Genomic DNA, 16,529 nt, shown 5'->3' with positions numbered 1-16,529 from the left:
GGCCTGACTAAAACAGAAGCAATATCCAAACGTGCGAGAAGTGAATAAGTGTGAGCTACTTCAAATTTGTCGGGTTAAATAGATCCACCTGGTGACAAGGTGAAACCTAAATCTAACATTTTGGGTGTGACGCTCTCTCCACGGATACGCGCCAGCAGACGCTCTGCGCCAATACTGCCCATACGCTCACGCGGCGTCAGCACGCTGGCCAGACGCGGTTCCATCACCTGGCCGATATCATGACCGTGGAAACCAGCAATCGCCATGTCGTCCGGGATCCTCAACCCTAAACGCTGGCATTCAAAAGCCGCCCCCACAGCCAGGTCATCGTTAGTACAGAAGATACCGTCCAGTTGCGGATATTCGCGACGCGCCTGCCGGATAAGCTCAATCCCCGAGGAATATGAAGAAGACTGCTCCACCATCACACTGTAGGGTATCAGACCCGCATCCAGCATCGCCTGTTCGTAACCCTTCTGTTTGATGATAGTACGTTCGTCGAGACGTGCCCCCAGATAGGCGATATGACGATGCCCGCGTGTAATAATCGCGGCGGTCATCTGACGCGCAGCTTCAAAGTTGTCAAAACCGACAGCGATATCGAGACAAGGCGATTGACTGTCCATCAGTTCAACCACCGGAATTCCCGCTACTTCGATCATTTTCAACGTGCGCGGTGTGTGGGTACGTTCAGTCAGGATCAGACCATCGATGTTCCATGAGAGCATTGATTCCAGACGCTCCTGCTCCATCTCCGGCTTATAGCCGTAGTGCGCCAGCATGGTTTGATAACCATGCGCATCCGTCACGGCCTCAATACCGCGTAAAACTTCGGCAAAAACCTGGTTGGTTAACGACGGCAGCAGAACGCCTATGGCACGGCTGGTGGCGTTGGAGAGAATATCAGGCGCGCGATTGGGAATATAACCCAGTTCATCAAGTGCAGCAGCGATCTTGCCCCGCAACGCAACGGAGACTTGCTCCGGATTACGCAAAAAGCGGCTGACCGTCATTTTGGTCACGCCCACGCGGTCGGCCACATCCTGAAGTACGGGTCTTTTCTTCTTCATCGTCCTGAGAAATCATAAGTGAGAGATTTGCTCAGTTTATCACGGACAAAGCACAACCTTCCCCGTTTAAAGGGAAGGTTGCGTAATTATTTATACAGGAGGCAGGTCAAACAGCAGGATTTCGCTATCACTGTCGGCATGGATTGACAGTGCCTGCTCATCCCAAATTGCCAGACCATCGCTGGTGGTCGCTTTGGTGCCGTTAATGCTCACCTCACCTTTTACCACCTGGATCCAGACGCGACGTTCAGCAGCGATCTGGTGTACTGACTGCTCACCTTTCACCAGCGCCCAGCGATACAGCTCCATATCCTGGTACACTTTCAGCGAACCGTCGCGTGCGTCCGGCGACAGTACCAGCTGTTTGCCCTGAACAGCATCAAAGCGGCGCTGCTCATAACGCGGCGTGATGCCGTTTTTTTCAGGAATGATCCAGATCTGATACAGACGCAGACGATCCGTTTTGCTCGGGTTGTACTCAGAGTGACGGATCCCGGTCCCTGCGCTCATAATCTGGAATTCACCCGCCGGCACCTGCTCTTTATTGCCCATGCTGTCCTGATGTTCTACCGCACCTTCCAGCACGTAGGTCAGGATTTCCATGTCTTTATGCGGGTGGGTACCGAAACCCTGACCAGCATCGATCACGTCGTCGTTAATCACGCGAAGTGCCGAGAAGCCCATAAAGTTAGGATCGTAGTAATCAGCAAAAGAAAAAGTATGCCAGGAATCCAGCCAGCCATGATTCGCGTGGCCACGGTCGTTTGCTTTGCGTAAGTAGATCATTGTGTTCACCCCCAGATGTTTTCGATGGAGTAAGTGTGGACTCAATTGGCCAGGGATCATAGAGGGTGAAAATTGACTCCTCTGTTCAAAAAATATGAACGAGTTCAGAGGAGCCAGTTCGGGTTATCTTGCAAGGGTTATCGTGGCCGGAGAGGCCTGTTCAAAAGCCCGTTCGAGGATTTCAAGGTTAGTAAGAACGTCAGATTCCTTGACGTAATTTGCCGCGCCTGTGGTGATAGTCTTATACAGCGCGTCATAGACACGACCGTAGTCGCCCGTTTCCGGTTTGATTTCTTCTTTCACCGTCACACCGTCGTCGTTGACGTACTCCAGCAACCCCACGGAATCATCCGCCGCAAAGCCCGGTTCGCCTGGCATGATATTGGCCTTCAGACTGGTTTCCTGTTGATCAATGCCGTACTTAATAAACGAACCTTTAGTGCCGTGCACGATAAACTTCGGATAGTCGATTTTCACCAGATGGCTGGTTTTGACGATGGCCTTTAGATCACCGTAAAACAGTTGCGCTTCAAAGGTATCGTCCGGATTGGCCTTATTGCGCAGGCTGCGGATGTCGTATGCCACATGGTCCGGGCGACCAAACAGCGAGATTAACTGATCCATGGTGTGTACACCCAGTCCATAGAACGCGCCATCCTGCGGCAACCCCGGCTGTGTCTCCGCAACCGGACGGTAGTAGTCAAAATGGCTTTCCACTTCCACAATCTCACCCAGCTTGCCGCTTTCAATTACCTTTTTAGCGGTCAGGAAACAGGCGTCAAAGCGACGGTTCTGATACGGCGTCACCGTTAGCCCTTTGCTCTGCGCCAGTTCAAACAGCACCTTCGCTTCAATCATTGTCGGGGTGAATGGTTTCTCAACCAGCACGTTCTTTCCGGCCTCCAGCGCCCGTTTCGCGTAGTCAAAGTGGCTGTCGGCATGGGTACAGATGACCACCAGCTTCACCTTAGGATCATTGAGCACGTCATCGAGATCGCTGGTGAAATGGATGTGTGAGTAGGCAGGTGCCTGCTCTTCCGGCTTCGCACGACGGCGGAAGATGTGGGCCACATGCCAGGTATCTTTACGGTTGAGAACGTACGGAAGATGGTAGCGGGTCGTGCTCTTACCAAATCCAATAAATGCACAGTGCAAGGTCATGGTGATGTCCTTTTAGAAGGTGATGACCTACACCATAGCGCAAAGCGGAGAGGGACTAAATGTGGGACGTCCCTGGAGAAGGGGATGCCAATGCAGACAGATCGGCCGTCGGCGTCGCGGTCAGTTTGTTCACGGCAAGCGCGCAGGGCCCGGAGCGTACTTAATGTACGTGAGGAGCGCGAGCACTTCCCGGGGACAAAATGACAAGTAAGCCAGGCTGAAAAAAAACAAAAAAAAAGCCAGCACCCGGCTGGCTAAAGTAATACTGGAAGCAATGTGAGCAATGTCGTGCTTTCAGGTTCTCCGCAAGGGTCTTCCTGAACGCAGAGCAATAATAATCATTCTCATTCGCAGTTGTCCAGCGATTTTTACAAAAAAATGCGGTTGACGACATTTTTAATCTCAGCGACTGTAAAGGCACAATTAACCCTGAAGGAGATCGGGAATGAGTGAGATTGTGATACGCCACGCTGAAACCAAAGATTACGACGCAATTCGTCAGATCCATGCCCAGCCGGAGGTGTATTACAACACGCTACAGGTTCCTCATCCTTCCATGGAGATGTGGCAGACGCGACTCGCCGAACAGCCCGGCATCAAACAACTCGTTGCCTGCATTGATGACCGCGTCGTCGGACACTTGTGCATTGCCGTCGCGCAGCGTCCACGCCGCAGTCATGTCGCCGACTTTGGTATTTGTGTTGATATACAATGGCAAAACCGTGGGGTCGCCAGCGCGTTAATACATACCATGATCGACATGTGCGATAACTGGCTGCGCGTTGAACGCATCGAATTAACCGTGTTTGTCGATAACGCCGCCGCCGTAGCGGTGTATAAAAAGTATGGATTTGAAATTGAAGGTACCGGCAAAAAATATGCCCTGCGTAACGGTAAATATGTGGATGCCTATTTTATGGCGCGGATGAAGTGAAAAATTGCCCGGTGGCGCTACGCTTACCGGGCCTACAACGACACAAACGTAGGCCGGGTAAGGCGAAACCGCCACCCGGCAACAAAATCAATACCCTGCCGTTAAATCGTCCACGGTGCGTGGGTCTGATGCGCCATACAGCTCGCCGTCCGGCCCTACCATAATGCTCTGCGTGCTACCCATCGCCTCTTTCAGCGCCACCTTCTGCCCTTTTTGTTCAAGCAGTTTGAGGGTATCCGGGCTAAAGCCTTTCTCCACACGCAACTCATCCGGCAGCCATTGATGATGGAAACGCGGCGCGTTGGTGGCTTCTGCCACGTTCATCCCAAAATCAACGCTGTTGACCACCATTTGCAGCACGGTCGTAATAATACGACTTCCGCCCGGACTGCCGGTAACCAGCCAGGTTTTACCGTCTTTCACCACGATGGTTGGCGACATCGAAGACAGCGGACGCTTCTTCGGCCCGACCGCGTTGGCATCGCCGCCCACCAACCCATAAACGTTCGGTACGCCGGGTTTGGCTGAGAAGTCATCCATCTCGTTATTCAGCAGAATACCGGTATTTCCCGCCACAATGCCGGTCCCGAAGGTGGTGTTGAGGGTATAGGTCACCGCCACGGCGTTACCGTCTTTATCCACCACCGAGAAGTGTGTGGTCTGATTACTCTCGTAAGGCGCAAGTTTACCCGGGCGAATTTCACTGGAAGGTTTCGCCTTGTTGATATCAAACCGCTCGGCAATCGATTTAGCGTAATCTTTGTTGGTTAGCGCCTGCCACGGCACCTTCACAAAATCCGGATCGCCCAGGTATTCTGAGCGATCGGCGTAGGCCTGTTTCTCCGCTTCCGCCATTACCTGCATGGCGTCCGCGCTACCGAAGCCATATTTCTTCATGTCGAAGTTTTCAAGGATATTGAGAATTTGCACGATGTGGATCCCGCCAGAGGACGGCGGCGGCATGGAGAAGATCTGATATCCGCGATAGTCACCGCTGATCGGCGTGCGCTCTATCGCCTGATAGCCCGCCAAATCCTCTTTAGTCATCAACCCGCCGTTTTTCTGCATTTCCTGCGCGATCTGGTCGGCAATCGACCCTTTATAGAAAGCATCCGGTCCCTTTTCCGCAATCAGTTCCAGGCTTTTCGCCAGATTTTTTTGTACCAGCTTGTCGCCCTTTTTCAGCGGTTCGCCATCCCTCCAGAAGATCGCTTTACTGTTTTCGTGATTCGGTAACACCTCACTGCCGTAGGTTTTCAGATCGTCCGCCAGCGCATCATTAACCACAAAACCCTCTTCTGCCAGCTTGATCGCCGGACGCACCACCTTGTTAAGCGGCAGGGAGCCATATTTTTCCAGTGCCAGTGAGAACCCGGCCACGGTGCCCGGCGTGCCGGACGCCAGATGGGAGGTCAGCGATTTTTTACTGTCCGGATTACCCTGCTCGTCAAGGAACATATCGCGCGTGGCGTTAGCGGGTGCCATTTCGCGAAAGTCGATCGCCGTGGTTTTACCGTCTTTGGTGCGCAGCAACATAAAGCCGCCGCCGCCCAGATTACCGGCCTGCGGATGCGTCACCGCCAGCGCATATCCCACAGCGACCGCCGCATCCACGGCGTTCCCGCCCTGTTTGAGGATCTCCACCCCAACGTTTGTGGCCATGGCATCTACCGAGGCCACCATCCCCTGCTTCGCGCGAACGGGATGGAACACATCCTCTTCCACTCCATACGAGACAGGTGGCGGCGGAGGGGGGACAGCGAGCACACTGAAACAGCTTCCTGAGAGCAGAGCAGCAAGGGCTACCCGGCGTAAAAACGTCGGTTTCGTCATCGTTATTCTCCAAGATGTGGGGTCAGCTCCCCACTAAGCCTGGTGCATAACTCTGAAATGATCATCGTTTCGCCGGGAAAGGGGTAAACTTAAGAGATACCTCAGAGGAGGAAAGATGATGAAACGATGCTTATTTTTGGCAGCGCTGCTGCCGTTTGCCTGTCTCGCACAGCCGATTAACACCCTGAACAATCCAAACCAGCCGGGCTATCAGATCCCCAGCCAGCAGCGGATGCAAACGCAGATGCAGACGCAGCAGATCCAGCAGAAAGGGATGTTGAATCAGCAGTTAAAAACGCAGACGCAGCTACAGCAGCAAAATCTGCAAACGCAGATGAACAACAATCAGCAGCGGATCCAACAGGGTCAGGTTCGCGAACAACCGTTACCCAATACTAACGGCGGAATGTTAAGTGGCGGTACGCGACTGGAGAGCGGCCAGCAGCACATGCTACCGCCGCGTCAGAATGGCGATATGCTTAACCCGCAGCCGTAAAGTCCGGGCCTATCACATCAATCGCATCGGTACAGATGCAGTCCACGCCCCAGCGTAGCAGTTCCGCTGCACGCTGGGGTTTGTTGACGGTGTACACCAGAATATGTAATCCCGCTGCTTTCAGTTGCTTAGTCCGCGCTTCATCCAGTAGCTTGTGATTAAGGTGAATCGACACGCACCCCAGGCGAGCCGTCAGTTCTCGCCAGTCATCTCGCCACTCGTCAATCAGTAGCCCTCGCGGCAACTCCGGAACGGCAACCTGCGCCGCTTCCAGCGCATCAATGTCAAATGATGACAGCAACGGAGGGGGCATCCCCTGCCACAGCTCACGCGCGGCGAGAGCAATCACTCTTCCCGTCAGTGGCCCGGTTCCGGTAGTCGGTTTAATTTCGATATTGGCCATCATGCCATGCTGACGACAGCGCTCGGCGACCTGTGAGAGCAGCGGCAGCGGTTCGCCTTTAAATTCACCGCTGTACCAGCCGCCGGCATCCACCCGCAGCAAATCCTGCCAGTTGAGCTCTCCCGCCACGCCCCAGCCGTTGCTGGTGCGCTCAAGGTTATCATCGTGCAGCAGGAAAATTTCCCCATCCTTCGACAGCTTCGCGTCGAATTCGATCATGGTGTGCCCGTAATGCGCGCCGACGTCGATAGCCGCCAGCGTGTTTTCCGGTGCCAGTTTACCGCCGCCGCGATGAGCGACGATGCAGGGATACGGCCAGTGACTCATACACGTTGTCCTGTTTCACCATCAAAAAGGTGTAAATGATTTTCCGACAGATGCAGCCACAGCGTGCTGCCTGCGTTTGGGCGCTCCTGGTGTGCCAGACGCACCACCAGTTTCTGATCGCCCCAGCGACCATGTGCCAGATTATCAGCGCCCAGCATCTCCAGCGTGTCCATCACTAACGGCACGCCCCCTTCAGCCTGGGAGCTTAGCGCAATATGTTCCGGACGGATACCCAGCGTCATTTTTCGCCCGGCGTAGCCACGATAGTGCCAATTGATGGGCAGCGCCATACCGCTTTCCAGTTCGAAGTGCGCACCCGCCTGGCTGATGCGTCCCTCTAACAGGTTCATCGCCGGGCTGCCGATAAAGCTCGCCACAAAGCGGCTGGCCGGTTTTTCATAGACCTCCACCGGTGTGCCAATCTGCTCGGCAATGCCTTTGTTCATCACCATCACACGTTGAGCGAGCGTCATCGCTTCGACCTGATCGTGGGTCACGTACAGCGAGGTGGTTTTCAGGCGACGGTGCAAATGCTGGAGTTCAAGGCGCATCTGTACGCGCAGTTTGGCATCCAGGTTCGACAGCGGCTCATCAAACAGAAATACCGCAGGATCGCGCACAATGGCGCGCCCCATCGCCACGCGCTGGCGCTGACCGCCGGAGAGTTCGCGCGGACGACGTTTGAGCAACCCATCCAGTTCAAGAATACGCGCCGCGTCTTTCACCCGTTGTTCGATGTGGCCTTTGCCCATCCCACGGATTTTCAGTCCCCATGCCATGTTCTCTTCCACGCTCATGTGTGGGTAGAGCGCATAGTTCTGGAAGACCATTGCGATCCCGCGATCTTTTGGCTCCATTTCGGTCACCCGCTGACGGTCAATCCAGATATCGCCACTGGTGACACGTTCCAGACCGGCCACCATCCGCAGAAGCGTTGATTTCCCGCAGCCGGATGGGCCGACCATCACAATGAACTCACCGTCCGCCACGTCCAGCGTCAGCGGTTGAATCACCTGGGTTTTACCATCCCAGCTTTTGGTTACTGCCTGTAATTTCAAACCAGCCATCTTATTTCTCGCTATCGACCAGGCCGCGCACAAACGCACGCTGCATGGCTAAAACAATCACTACAGGGGGAACGAGGGTTAGCAACATTGCCGCCATCACCTGATTCCACAAGGTGGTGCCTTCACCGGTGGCAATCATGCCTTTGATCCCCGCCACGGCAGTCCCCAGATTGACGTCGGTAATAATCAGCAACGGCCACAGATACTGATTCCAGCCGTAGATAAAGGTAATGACGAACAGCGCCGCCAGATTGGTTTTCGACAGCGGCAGCACGATGTCGCGGAAAAAACGCATTGGCGAGGCGCCATCAATCCGCGCCGCTTCAATCAGTTCATCCGGCAACGTCATAAAGAACTGGCGGAACAGGAACGTGGCCGTCGCCGATGCCATCAGCGGCAGCGTCAGACCGGCGTAGCTGTCGAGCATTTTCAGGTTAGCGATCACCTCTACCGTCGGGAAAATACGCACTTCGACCGGCAGCATCAGGGTGATGAAAATCATCCAGAAAAACAGGTTACGCAACGGAAAACGAAACCAGACGATGGCAAAGGCGGAAAGCATCGAGACTGCGATTTTCCCCACCGTAATGCCAAACGCCATGACAAAGCTGTTGCACATCATCAGCCAGAACGGCGCACTGTTCACACCGACGCCGTTGACCCAGATGTTTTTCATGTTTTCCAACAGATGCGTACCGGGGATAAGCGTCATCGGCGTTTCAAACACCGCGTTGTTGTCCAGCGTCGCCGCGACAAACGCGACGTACAGCGGGAACAGAATCACCGTAATCCCCAGTATCAGCATGGTGTGGCTGAATATCGTCAGCCCGCGACGGTTCTCAATCATTGGTAACGCACCTTACTTTCCACATAGCGGAACTGCACCACCGTCAGAATGATGACGAGGAACATCAGTACCACCGACTGCGCGGCGGAGGCAGAGAGATCCAGCCCGGCAAACCCTTCGCGGTAGATCTTATAAATCAGCGTGGTGGTGGCCTGTACCGGACCGCCTGCGGTCGCGGCATCGATCACGGGGAACGTGTCGAAGAAGGCATAGACCAGATTGACCACCAGCAGGAAGAAACTCACTGGCGCAATCAGCGGCAACGAGAGTCTAAAGAAGCGGCGGATCGGTCCTGCACCATCAATCGCGGCGGCTTCCACCAGCGAGCGTGGGATCGATTGCAGCGCAGCAAAGAAGAAAAGGAAGTTGTAACTAATCTGCTTCCAGACCGACGCGAAAACCACCAGAAACATCGCCTGGCCGCTGTTCTGCGCATGGTTCCAGTCATAACCAAACTGCTCAAGGAAGTGGGTAATCAACCCGCGTCCAGGATTAAACAGGAAGATCCACAGCACGGCGGCTACTGCGGGGGCGACGGCGTAAGGCAGCAGCATCAGCGTCTGATACAGACGACTGCCGCGCACCACGTAATCCACCAGTGCGGCGAAAAACAGCGATGCCAGCAGACCGCTGAAGGTCACCAGCGCGCTGAATTTGATCGTCGTCCAGAAAGCGTCGAGATAGTAGCTGTCATGAAACAGCGTGACGAAATTATCCAGCCCGACAAACTGGCTGGAAAGCCCAAACGGATCGACGCTTTGTAGTGAGTACCACAGCGCTTCGCCCGCGGGCCAGATAAAGAAAATGACGGTAATCGCCAGTTGTGGCGCAACCAGCAAATAAGGTAGCCAACGCGAGCGAAACACCGGACGGGATGAGGACATTGAGAGTTGATTCCTGAACAGTGCTGGATGGCGCTACGCTGATCCGGCCTACAGGTTCACGTAGGCCGGGCAAGGCGAAGCCGCCACCCGGCATTTCTCATATTACGATTTGGTCGATTGTTCAAACCGGCGCAGCAGTTGGTTCCCACGCTCAACGGCGGCATCCAGCGCCTGCTGCGGAGTTTTCTTGCCGGTCCACACGCTTTCCAGCTCTTCATCAACGATGGTGCGAATCTGCGGCATATTGCCCAGACGCAGCCCTTTGGTGTACGGCAATGGCGGCTTGTTCAGCATCTGACGTGTCGCAATATCTGAACCGGGATTCTTGTCATAAAAGCCCTGCTCACGAGTCAGGTCGTAAGCCGCTTTGGTGATCGGCAGATAACCGGTCTTCTGATGCCATTCGGCCGCATTTTCCGGTTTTGCCAGGAAGTCGAGGAATTCGGCAACGCCTTTGTAGGTGTCGCTGTCTTTGCCCTGCATTACCCACAGGCTCGCACCGCCGATGATGGCGTTTTGCGGCGCGCCTTTGGCGTCCGCATCGTAAGGCATCATGCCTACGCCATAGTTGAATTTGGCGTAATGACGGATATCCGCAAGCGAACCGGAAGAGGCAGTGGTGATAGCGCAATCGCCGTTATAGAACTTCTCAGTGGATTCGTCTTTACGGCCGAAGTAGCTGAAATCGCCCTTCTTGTTCAGTGCTTCCAGCAGCGCGATGTGTTTCACCTGCTCCGGCTTATTGAACGTCAGTACCGCATCAGTGCCGTCGAAGCCGTTATTTTTAGTCGCCACCGGCAGACCGTGCCAGGCGCTGAAGTTTTCAATCTGGATCCAGCCCTGCCAGCCGCTGGCGTAGCCGCACTTCATCCCTGCGGCTTTCAGCTTCGCGGTATAGTCCGCCAGATCCTGCCAGGTTTTCGGTGGCTGCTCTGGATCTAAGCCCGCTTTTTTGAAGGCGTCTTTGTTGTAGTACAGCACGGGAGTGGAACTGTTAAACGGCTGAGACAGCAGATGCCCGGTTTTCGAATCGGTATAGTAGCCGGAAACGGTCGGTACAAACTGCGATTCATCGAAGTTGATGCCCGCATCCTTGAACACTTCGTAAACCGGTTTGATGGCTTTCGAAGCCATCATTGTCGCGGTGCCGACTTCATAAACCTGTAGCAGTGCCGGTGCATTTCCGGTACGGAACGCGGCGATGCCGGCGCTCAGGCTCTGCTCGTAGTTACCTTTGTATACCGGCACAATCTTGTAATCCGGGTGGGTGTCGTTGAAACGTTGCGCCAGGGAGTCAACTTCTTTACCCAACTCCCCTTCCATGGAATGCCAGAACGGAATGGTGGTAACGGCCATTGCGTTCGTCGCAAAAGCCAGACCAACCGCCAGACCCAAAGCTGTGTGTCGTAACGATGTCATTGTCATCATCTCTCTTATTGTGCCGGATGCGCGAAATCACGCGTTTTTATGCTCGCGAGGTAACATGACATGCGCGAATGACAGAAAGATAACCGTAAGATGACGAAGCGGTGACAGCCAGGCTTCAGGTGAATGACGTTTCAGTGGCAAGAAAACAGAAAAAAGCCGGGTGGCGGCTTCGCCTTACCCGGCCTGCTCGATCCTGTAGGCCCGGTAAGCGCATGCGCCACCGGGCATTTGCGTTACCCGCCTAAATAGGCGCTGCGAACCGCTTCGTTCGCCAGAAGCGCGTCACCGGTATCCTCGAGAACGACATGGCCGTTCTCCAGCACGTAGCCGCGATCGGCCAGCTTCAGCGCCTGATTAGCGTTCTGCTCAACCAGGAAGATGGTCATCCCCTGCTCGCGAAGCTGCTCGATGGTATCGAAGATCTGCTGGATGATAATCGGCGCCAACCCCAATGAAGGCTCATCAAGCAGCAACAGGCGCGGCTGGCTCATCAACGCACGACCAATCGCCAGCATCTGCTGTTCACCGCCGGACATCGTACCTGCACGCTGAATACGGCGCTCATGCAGACGCGGGAACAGTTCGTATACCCACTTGATGCGTTCCTGGAACTGGTCACGCTCGGCAAAGAAACCGCCCATCGCCAAATTCTCTTCCACCGTCATGCGGGAAAACACGCGGCGCCCTTCCGGAACGATCGCCACCGCTTCACGCATAATTTTCGCCGTTTGCCAGTCGGTAATGTCTTTGTCATCAAACACAATCCGACCACTGGTTGCACGCGGATCGCCGCACAGCGTGCCAAGCAGCGTGGTTTTTCCCGCACCGTTGGCGCCAATCAGGGTCACAATCTCACCCTGATTGATGTGCAGGCTTACCTCATGCAGCGCCTGGATTTTGCCGTAGTGGGCACTGACTTTGTCAAAGGACAACATGACTTTTTCCATCTTATGCCTCACCAAGGTATGCACGGATCACGTCCGGGTTATTACGAATCTGTTCCGGCGTCCCGTTCGCCAACGGCGTGCCCTGGTTCACCACGTAAATACGATCGGAAATCCCCATCACTAGCTTCATATCGTGCTCAATCAGCAGGATGGTGGTGTTGTGATGGTTACGCAGTTCGGCAATCAGCTCGTCCAGCTCTTTGGTCTCTTTCGGGTTCAGACCCGCAGCCGGTTCATCCAGCATCAGAATCTCTGGCTGTGTCACCATACAGCGGGCGATCTCCAGACGACGCTGGTCGCCATAGGCCAGGTTGCTGGCCTGACGGTTCGCATGTTCCAGCAGCCCAATACGCTCAAGCCAGGTCGCGGCCCTGTCCAGCGCTTCGCTCTGCGCCCGACGAAACGCCGGGGTTTTCAGCAGACCGGAAAACACGCCTGTTTTCAGCTGTTGATGCTGTGCCACCAGCAGGTTTTCAATGACCGTCATTTCGCGAAACAGACGCACGTGCTGGAAGGTTCTCACCACGCCCATCCGGGCAATTTGTTGCCCCGGCAGACCTTCAAGGTGCTGATCGCGAAGCTTAATGGTGCCGCCCGTCGGCTTATAAAAACCGGTCAGGCAGTTAAACACCGTGGTCTTACCGGCGCCGTTCGGCCCAATCAGCGACACAATTTCTTGCGGATGCAGCTCCAGTTCAACGTTATTCACCGCCAGCAGACCGCCAAAGCGCATCATCAGGCCGTTAACCGATAATAATGGCTGACTCATGCCTGCTCTCCTTTCGTTTCCCCGTTTTTCAGCTTCAACTGTGGACGGGTCATCGGCAGCAAGCCCTGCGGACGCCAGATCATCATCAGTACCATCAAACCACCCAGCATTAACATGCTGTATTCGTTGAAATCACGCATCAGTTCACGCGACACCACCAGCAGGATAGCCGCCAGAATGACCGCAAACTGTGACCCCATCCCGCCAAGGACCACAATCGCCAGCACAAACGCCGATTCGGCAAAGGTGAACGACTCAGGACTGACAAAGCCCTGACGCGCCGCAAACAGCGTACCGGCGAAACCGGCAAACGCCGCGCTGATGGTAAAAGCGGTCAGCTTGATGCGCGTCGGGCTCAGACCCAGAGAGCGACAGGCGATCTCATCTTCACGCAGCGCTTCCCACGCCCGTCCCAGCGGCATACGCAGCAGACGGTTAATCACAAACAGGCTCAGTACCACCAACAGCAGGGCGACCAGATACAGGAAAATCACGCGGTCGGACGGGTCGTATTTCACATTGAAGAAGTTACTGAACGTATCCCAGCCGCCCTCACGTGCGCTGCGGCTGAACTCGAGACCGAACAGCGTCGGTTTCGGGATCTGGCTGATGCCGTTCGGACCGCCGGTGATTTCAGTATTGTTGAGCAACAGAATACGGACGATCTCACCGAAGCCAAGGGTGACAATCGCCAGGTAGTCGCCGCGCAGACGCAGTACCGGGAAGCCCAGCAGAAAACCCGCTGCTGCCGAAACCAGTCCAGCCAGCGGCAGACAGGTCCAGAAACCGAGACCGTAATAGTGGTTCAACAGCGCAAAGGTATATGCGCCAATCGCATAGAAGCCGCCGTAGCCCAGTACCAGCAGGCCGGAGAGCCCAACAACCACGTTTAGCCCCAGACCGAGAATGATATAAATCATGGTCAGCGTGGCGATATCCACCGTCCCGCGCGAAACCATAAACGGCCACGCCACGGCAATCACCAGCAGCGCAATCAGGAACAACTTCTGCTTCACGGTTGAGCCATCAATCGCCGGCAGAATAAACTTCGGCCCGGAGACGCTCTTCAGGCTCTTCTGGAAAATGGGGCGCAACATCTGGAAGAAAAAGACCACGGCAGTGCCGATAAACACCCACTGCCAGCGAATGTCGGCGGCGGTATCCACCACCAGTTTGGTGCCATCCAGCTGTAGCTGAACGCCCATAAAGATGCCCGCCAGAATGAAGAACATCGCGGCAGAAAGCAGCGCCATCGCAAAATGCATCGGTTTCATACTTTCTCTACCTCCGGACGACCCAGAATCCCGGTCGGCATCACCAGCAGGACCAGAATCAACAGAGCGAACGACACCACGTCTTTGTATTCTGTACTCAGATAAGCAGAAGAAAGTGCTTCCGCGACGCCCAGAATCAGGCCGCCGATCATCGCGCCTGGAATGCTGCCAATCCCGCCAAGCACCGCTGCGGTAAAGGCTTTCATCCCGGCCATAAAGCCAATATAGGGGTTGATTACCCCATAGAATTGCCCGAGCAGCACGCCAGCCACTGCCGCCATCGCGGCGCCAATCACAAAGGTCAGCGCAATCACGCGGTCCGTGTTAATTCCGAGCAGACTGGCCATTTTCAGGTCTTCCGCGCAGGCGCGGCAGGCGCGTCCCATGCGGGAATAACGGATAAAAATGGTCAGCGCCAGCATCGCCAGGAAGGTCACTACCCAGATAACCAGTTGCATGGTCGTGATCGAGGCGGAGAAGTTTTCGCTGGCGCCCACCACCCACTGGCCGTTGAACAGGCTGGGCAGCGCCACGTCGCGCGAACCTTCCGTCAGGCTGACGTAGTTTTGCAGGAAGATAGACATCCCAATCGCGGAGATAAGTGCAATCAGACGTTTGGAATTCCGCACGGGCCGATAGGCCACCCGCTCAATGCTCCAGCCGTAGGCGCTGGCAATGATAATCGCCCCAATGAATCCGGCAGCCACCAGCAGCCAACTGGTATCGATACCCATCATCATGAGCGCCGCGATAATCATAAAAGAGACATAGCTGCTGATCATGTACACCTCGCCGTGGGCGAAGTTGATCATGCCGATAATGCCGTACACCATGGTGTAACCGATAGCGATCAGCGCATAGGTGCTTCCCAACGTGACGCCGTTAAACATCTGCTGCAAGAAATAAAGGAACTGCTCGGACATAAAATAACCTTTCTAATAACCGCCCGGCAGGCTCGGGCGGTGGGATCTTATTATTTGGCGGCGGTGGACGAGCCGTCCGCATGCCACTGGAAGACACCAAATTCAAATCCCTTCAGATCGCCTTTTTCATCCCATTTCAGCGGCCCAATCACGGTATCTGCACCGTTTGCTTTTAAATCTTTCACCAGATCCAGCGGTTCTTTACTGCCAGAACGGTCCATTGCCGTTGCCAGCGACTGCACAGCAGCGTAGGTGATCCACACATACGGACCGGAGGGATCTTTTTTATCGGCTTTCAGCGCATCAACAATCGCTTTGTTGGCCGGATCCTGGTCATAGCGTTTTGGCATAGTGACCAGCATACCTTCAGCCGCCTCACCCGCGATGTTCGATAACGACGCATTGCCAACCCCTTCCGGCCCCATGAACGTGGTTTTCAACCCGACGGAACGCGCCTGGCGCAGCATCTGCCCCATTTCCGGGTAGTAGCCGCCGTAGTACACAAAGTCGATGTTCTCTTTTTTCAGGCGTGCAAGCAGCGCCGAGAAATCTTTCTCGCCTGCGGTGATGCCATCAAAGAAGACGACATTGGCGTTTGCCGCTTTCAGTGTGTCCTGAACCGAGCGCGCAAGACCTTCACCGTACTGTTGTTTGTCGTGAATGATGGCGATACGCTGCGGTTTCACCTGCTCAAGAATGTATTTTGCGGCGGTCGGTCCCTGAGAAGAGTCCAGCCCGGCGGTACGCATGATGTGCGCGTAGCCGCGCTGCGTCAGCTCCGGGTTGGTCGCGCCAGGCGAGATCATCAGAATGCCTTCGTCTTCGTAGATATCCGACGCCGGCTGAGTAGAAGAAGAGCAGAGGTGACCAATCACATACTGAATACCGTCGTTGACGATTTTGTTCGCCACCGCCACGGCCTGTTTGGGATCGCAGGCGTCGTCATATTCCACACCCACCAGCTTGTCGCCTTTGATACCGCCTTTCGCGTTGATGTCTTTAATGGCCTGACGCGCGCCGTTAAATTCCATGTCGCCCCACTGAGCCACCGGACCCGACATCGCGCCGACAACAGCAACTTTAATCTCCTCTGCCATCGCCGCCTGTGACATCGCCAGTGCAATCACCCCTGCGATGACCGTTTTCGCATTCCGTTTCATTTACTGAATCCCCATTCGTGATGTACTTATTTTGTATTTATATGGTTAAAAAGCAGACTGTACTTAATTTGTACTACACTATTTTTGCTAGCCTGATTAATGGTTTAGCGCAGTATTTTCCGCAAATACAGATTAAAATCTCTATTTTTCAGTCTATTAAGAACAGATAATATTCTGCTTTTCACCATAGATAAACAAAAAAAAGCACGTTTGTCAGCAT

At 54.7% G+C, this 16,529-nt stretch carries 16 protein-coding genes; 2 read left to right on the top strand and 14 right to left on the bottom strand.

Annotated elements, in window-relative coordinates; all coding sequences use genetic code 11:
* Window positions 1-74 precede the first annotated feature (74 nt).
* The 3 genes from gntR to KE671_RS17230 form a co-directional block, all read right to left on the bottom strand.
* On the bottom strand, window positions 75-1,070 hold the full coding sequence (gntR, locus tag KE671_RS17240; protein WP_206163969.1) for a gluconate operon transcriptional repressor GntR: 996 nt from the start codon (window positions 1,068-1,070) through the stop codon (window positions 75-77).
* 90 nt (window positions 1,071-1,160) lie between these two features.
* On the bottom strand, window positions 1,161-1,856 hold the full coding sequence (locus KE671_RS17235; protein ID WP_206163968.1) for a pirin family protein: 696 nt from the start codon (window positions 1,854-1,856) through the stop codon (window positions 1,161-1,163).
* Window positions 1,857-1,979: 123 nt separating this feature from the next.
* Window positions 1,980-3,017 carry an oxidoreductase gene (locus KE671_RS17230; RefSeq protein ID WP_206163967.1) on the bottom strand — a complete coding sequence of 346 codons (1,038 nt, stop codon included), beginning with the start codon at window positions 3,015-3,017 and terminating at the stop codon, window positions 1,980-1,982.
* A gap of 445 nt (window positions 3,018-3,462) precedes the next feature.
* Here KE671_RS17230 and yhhY point away from each other — a divergent pair, with 445 nt between their 5' ends.
* Window positions 3,463-3,951 (top strand): N-acetyltransferase, encoded by a 489-nt coding sequence (yhhY, locus tag KE671_RS17225; RefSeq protein ID WP_206163966.1) that lies wholly within the window; start codon window positions 3,463-3,465, stop codon window positions 3,949-3,951.
* Window positions 3,952-4,038: 87 nt separating this feature from the next.
* On the opposite strand, the gene ggt is transcribed toward yhhY, so the two are convergent.
* Entirely contained in the window at window positions 4,039-5,784 is a 1,746-nt protein-coding gene (gene ggt / locus KE671_RS17220; RefSeq protein WP_206163965.1) for a gamma-glutamyltransferase, read from the bottom strand.
* 118 nt (window positions 5,785-5,902) lie between these two features.
* On the opposite strand from ggt, the gene KE671_RS17215 reads away from it, so the two are divergent.
* Window positions 5,903-6,280: a DUF2756 family protein gene (locus KE671_RS17215; protein ID WP_206164047.1), complete on the top strand. Its 378-nt coding sequence runs from the start codon at window positions 5,903-5,905 to the stop codon at window positions 6,278-6,280.
* Here the strand turns inward: KE671_RS17215 and ugpQ are convergent.
* The 10 genes from ugpQ to livK form a co-directional block, all read right to left on the bottom strand.
* Complete coding sequence (ugpQ, locus tag KE671_RS17210) at window positions 6,264-7,010, bottom strand: glycerophosphodiester phosphodiesterase (RefSeq protein WP_206163964.1); 747 nt, start codon at window positions 7,008-7,010, stop codon at window positions 6,264-6,266. The two genes, KE671_RS17215 and ugpQ, sit on opposite strands and share 17 nt — an antisense overlap.
* Complete coding sequence (locus tag KE671_RS17205) at window positions 7,007-8,077, bottom strand: sn-glycerol-3-phosphate import ATP-binding protein UgpC (RefSeq protein WP_206163963.1); 1,071 nt, start codon at window positions 8,075-8,077, stop codon at window positions 7,007-7,009. Before KE671_RS17205 ends, ugpQ begins: the two co-directional genes overlap by 4 nt.
* A 1-nt stretch (window position 8,078) precedes the next feature.
* Window positions 8,079-8,924 carry a sn-glycerol-3-phosphate ABC transporter permease UgpE gene (gene ugpE, locus KE671_RS17200; protein WP_206163962.1) on the bottom strand — a complete coding sequence of 282 codons (846 nt, stop codon included), beginning with the start codon at window positions 8,922-8,924 and terminating at the stop codon, window positions 8,079-8,081.
* Window positions 8,921-9,808: a sn-glycerol-3-phosphate ABC transporter permease UgpA gene (ugpA, locus tag KE671_RS17195; protein WP_206163961.1), complete on the bottom strand. Its 888-nt coding sequence runs from the start codon at window positions 9,806-9,808 to the stop codon at window positions 8,921-8,923. Before ugpA ends, ugpE begins: the two co-directional genes overlap by 4 nt.
* A gap of 102 nt (window positions 9,809-9,910) precedes the next feature.
* The gene (gene ugpB / locus KE671_RS17190) at window positions 9,911-11,227 is read right to left on the bottom strand and encodes a sn-glycerol-3-phosphate ABC transporter substrate-binding protein UgpB (RefSeq protein WP_206163960.1); all 1,317 of its coding nucleotides are present in this window, start codon (window positions 11,225-11,227) and stop codon (window positions 9,911-9,913) included.
* Between the two features lie 242 nt (window positions 11,228-11,469).
* Window positions 11,470-12,183 carry a high-affinity branched-chain amino acid ABC transporter ATP-binding protein LivF gene (gene livF / locus KE671_RS17185; RefSeq protein WP_206163959.1) on the bottom strand — a complete coding sequence of 238 codons (714 nt, stop codon included), beginning with the start codon at window positions 12,181-12,183 and terminating at the stop codon, window positions 11,470-11,472.
* A 1-nt stretch (window position 12,184) separates the two neighbouring features.
* Complete coding sequence (gene livG, locus KE671_RS17180; protein WP_042998472.1) at window positions 12,185-12,952, bottom strand: high-affinity branched-chain amino acid ABC transporter ATP-binding protein LivG; 768 nt, start codon at window positions 12,950-12,952, stop codon at window positions 12,185-12,187.
* A complete protein-coding gene (gene livM / locus KE671_RS17175) occupies window positions 12,949-14,226 on the bottom strand; it encodes a high-affinity branched-chain amino acid ABC transporter permease LivM (RefSeq protein ID WP_206163958.1) in 1,278 nt (425 codons plus the stop codon). The genes livG and livM overlap by 4 nt, the downstream gene beginning before the upstream one ends.
* Window positions 14,223-15,149: a high-affinity branched-chain amino acid ABC transporter permease LivH gene (gene livH, locus KE671_RS17170; protein ID WP_042998474.1), complete on the bottom strand. Its 927-nt coding sequence runs from the start codon at window positions 15,147-15,149 to the stop codon at window positions 14,223-14,225. The genes livM and livH overlap by 4 nt, the downstream gene beginning before the upstream one ends.
* A gap of 50 nt (window positions 15,150-15,199) precedes the next feature.
* Window positions 15,200-16,309, bottom strand: a complete 1,110-nt coding sequence (gene livK / locus KE671_RS17165) for a branched-chain amino acid ABC transporter substrate-binding protein (RefSeq protein WP_206163957.1) — start codon at window positions 16,307-16,309, stop codon at window positions 15,200-15,202.
* Between the last annotated feature and the right edge of the window lie 220 nt (window positions 16,310-16,529).

The organism is Citrobacter amalonaticus, from assembly GCF_018252635.1.
Taxonomy (GTDB): Bacteria; Pseudomonadota; Gammaproteobacteria; order Enterobacterales; family Enterobacteriaceae; genus Citrobacter_A; species Citrobacter_A amalonaticus_E.
The sequence above is the reverse complement of the archived record's forward strand: the minus strand, read 5'-3'. Positions and strand labels throughout refer to the sequence as shown.

What these genes read in the sequence shown, in the direction of transcription:
- ggt (WP_206163965.1), bottom strand. Translation starts at nt 5,784, where the DNA reads ATGACGAAACCGACGTTTTTACGCCGGGTAGCCCTTGCTGCTCTGCTC.
- gntR (WP_206163969.1), bottom strand. Translation starts at nt 1,070, where the DNA reads ATGAAGAAGAAAAGACCCGTACTTCAGGATGTGGCCGACCGCGTGGGC.
- KE671_RS17230 (WP_206163967.1), bottom strand. Translation starts at nt 3,017, where the DNA reads ATGACCTTGCACTGTGCATTTATTGGATTTGGTAAGAGCACGACCCGC.
- ugpE (WP_206163962.1), bottom strand. Translation starts at nt 8,924, where the DNA reads ATGATTGAGAACCGTCGCGGGCTGACGATATTCAGCCACACCATGCTG.
- livK (WP_206163957.1), bottom strand. Translation starts at nt 16,309, where the DNA reads ATGAAACGGAATGCGAAAACGGTCATCGCAGGGGTGATTGCACTGGCG.
- ugpB (WP_206163960.1), bottom strand. Translation starts at nt 11,227, where the DNA reads ATGACATCGTTACGACACACAGCTTTGGGTCTGGCGGTTGGTCTGGCT.
- KE671_RS17205 (WP_206163963.1), bottom strand. Translation starts at nt 8,077, where the DNA reads ATGGCTGGTTTGAAATTACAGGCAGTAACCAAAAGCTGGGATGGTAAA.
- livM (WP_206163958.1), bottom strand. Translation starts at nt 14,226, where the DNA reads ATGAAACCGATGCATTTTGCGATGGCGCTGCTTTCTGCCGCGATGTTC.
- yhhY (WP_206163966.1), top strand. Translation starts at nt 3,463, where the DNA reads ATGAGTGAGATTGTGATACGCCACGCTGAAACCAAAGATTACGACGCA.
- KE671_RS17235 (WP_206163968.1), bottom strand. Translation starts at nt 1,856, where the DNA reads ATGATCTACTTACGCAAAGCAAACGACCGTGGCCACGCGAATCATGGC.
- livH (WP_042998474.1), bottom strand. Translation starts at nt 15,149, where the DNA reads ATGTCCGAGCAGTTCCTTTATTTCTTGCAGCAGATGTTTAACGGCGTC.
- livF (WP_206163959.1), bottom strand. Translation starts at nt 12,183, where the DNA reads ATGGAAAAAGTCATGTTGTCCTTTGACAAAGTCAGTGCCCACTACGGC.
- livG (WP_042998472.1), bottom strand. Translation starts at nt 12,952, where the DNA reads ATGAGTCAGCCATTATTATCGGTTAACGGCCTGATGATGCGCTTTGGC.
- KE671_RS17215 (WP_206164047.1), top strand. Translation starts at nt 5,903, where the DNA reads ATGAAACGATGCTTATTTTTGGCAGCGCTGCTGCCGTTTGCCTGTCTC.
- ugpA (WP_206163961.1), bottom strand. Translation starts at nt 9,808, where the DNA reads ATGTCCTCATCCCGTCCGGTGTTTCGCTCGCGTTGGCTACCTTATTTG.
- ugpQ (WP_206163964.1), bottom strand. Translation starts at nt 7,010, where the DNA reads ATGAGTCACTGGCCGTATCCCTGCATCGTCGCTCATCGCGGCGGCGGT.